This is a genomic window from Mucilaginibacter sp. (genome assembly GCF_039207105.1).
Classification (GTDB): domain Bacteria; phylum Bacteroidota; class Bacteroidia; order Sphingobacteriales; family Sphingobacteriaceae; genus Mucilaginibacter.
This window is the reverse complement of record NZ_JBCECK010000320.1, coordinates 1-2,110: the sequence shown is the minus strand read 5'-3', so window position 1 is coordinate 2,110 and position 2,110 is coordinate 1. Positions and strand designations below refer to the sequence as shown.

General features: G+C 38.6%; 2 protein-coding genes. Both read left to right on the top strand.

From position 1 onward, the window contains the following. Positions 1–1,052 (top strand): F0F1 ATP synthase subunit beta (gene atpD / locus AAGC65_RS26100; protein ID WP_343115380.1); only part of this gene is annotated, 1,052 nt, incomplete at its 5' end. A gap of 91 nt (positions 1,053–1,143) precedes the next feature. After that, a complete protein-coding gene (gene atpC, locus AAGC65_RS26095; protein ID WP_290324902.1) occupies positions 1,144–1,398 on the top strand; it encodes an ATP synthase F1 subunit epsilon in 255 nt (84 codons plus the stop codon). The last annotated feature ends 712 nt before the right edge of the window (positions 1,399–2,110 follow it).

Genomic DNA, 2,110 nt, shown 5'->3' with positions numbered 1-2,110 from the left:
TTGGTGGTGCCGGTGTTGGTAAAACAGTATTGATCCAGGAACTGATCAACAACATTGCTAAAGCTTATGCAGGTTTATCGGTATTTGCGGGTGTTGGCGAGCGTACACGTGAAGGAAATGACCTTTTACGTGAGATGATTGAATCAGGCATTATAAAATATGGTGATGCTTTTATCCACTCTATGGAAGAAGGCGGTTGGGATTTAAGCAAAGTGGATAGCGAAGCTTTGAAAGATTCAAAGGCAACCTTCGTATTTGGTCAAATGAATGAGCCTCCTGGTGCACGTGCACGTGTAGCTTTATCAGGCTTAACTATTGCCGAGTACTTCCGTGATGGTGAAGAAGATGGTAAAGGCCGTGATATTCTTTTCTTTATTGATAACATTTTCCGCTTTACACAAGCAGGTTCTGAAGTATCGGCTTTGTTAGGTCGTATGCCATCGGCAGTAGGTTACCAGCCAACACTGGCTACCGAAATGGGTACCATGCAAGAACGTATCACTTCAACCAAACGCGGTTCAATCACATCTGTACAAGCGGTTTACGTACCTGCGGATGACTTGACTGACCCTGCACCGGCAACAACATTTGCCCACTTGGATGCTACAACTGTACTTTCACGTAAAATTGCGGAGTTAGGTATTTACCCTGCTGTGGATCCACTGGATTCTACTTCACGTATCCTTAGCCCGGCCATTTTAGGTGACGAGCACTATAATACAGCTCAACGCGTAAAAGAAACTTTACAACGTTACAAAGAGTTGCAGGATATCATCGCGATTTTGGGTATGGACGAGTTATCTGAAGAAGATAAACTGGTTGTATCACGTGCACGTCGTGTTCAGCGTTTCCTTTCACAGCCATTCCACGTAGCCGAGCAGTTCACCGGCTTAAAAGGTGTATTGGTTGACATTAAAGAAACCATCAAAGGTTTCAACATGATCATGGACGGCGAAGTTGATGAATATCCTGAAGCTGCATTCAACTTAGTTGGAAGCATTGAAGATGCCATTGAAAAAGGTAAAAAATTATTAGCTGAAGCTAATAATTAGTAGCAAGTATTTAGTATCAAGTAGCAAGATTACTATTTGGTACTAATTACAAATACTTGATACTTGATACTAACTACTTGATACAAAAAAAATGACTTTAGAAATTCTTACACCCGATAAAAAAGTATACGAGGGCGAAGCCACATCGGTAACCGTTCCGGGTGCTTTGGGATTATTTGAAATATTAAATCACCACGCTCCTATCATCTCGACCTTACAGGATGGTAAGTTAACTGTGCGTGGCGGCAACGCTGGCAAAGAAGAAGTCTTTTTTATTAAAGGCGGTGTTGTTGAGGTATTAAACAATAAGGTAATTGTGCTTGCTGAAGGTATTCAGCACAAATAACCTTATACCCCAATATTTATAAAAACGTCCGGGTATAAAACCCCGGACGTTTTTTTTTGCACTTTTTTATGGCACATGAGATGTTCTCGAAAATGCATGGCATATAATTGACTCACCCGGTCTATGCTATGCTGGACCACCCTCTCTTCGCCTACGGCGGAAAAAGGGTCTGGGAAAATAGAGAAAAGATAAAAACAAAAGATTAAAGTTTTTCACCCTCTTTCCAGCGAAGCTGAAGAGAGGGTCGACGAGCGTAGCAATGTCGGGGTGAGTCGATAAAGCAGCTGATTTTCCAAATCAATGCTTTCATTTGGAGAGAATCAAATTCTGCTGAACACATACTGAATAAACTGAACCAGTTTTTTTATCGGGCGATATATAAAAGTTATTTAATTTAAGAGGGTCGAATTTTAAAGCAGTTAATTTTTTCCTGGTTAGCATCAACAGTAAAATTTCACAATATTTAACAAGCTTATTTTCGCAGGTTATCCAGGTATTTTATCAGTTTCAGGAAGAAAATCAACAACTTACTATGCATGCATAAAATTCATACTAAATACCGTTTTGAACTTTGGTCTATTTTATATAAAATTTAATTCTTTTATTTATAAAATAAATAAAATTTAATTCTTCATTAACGTATAAAATGAAATAAAATTCTTTTATAAAATATTTTTTAGGATACTTGCTATTTTTTACGGCTATATCTACC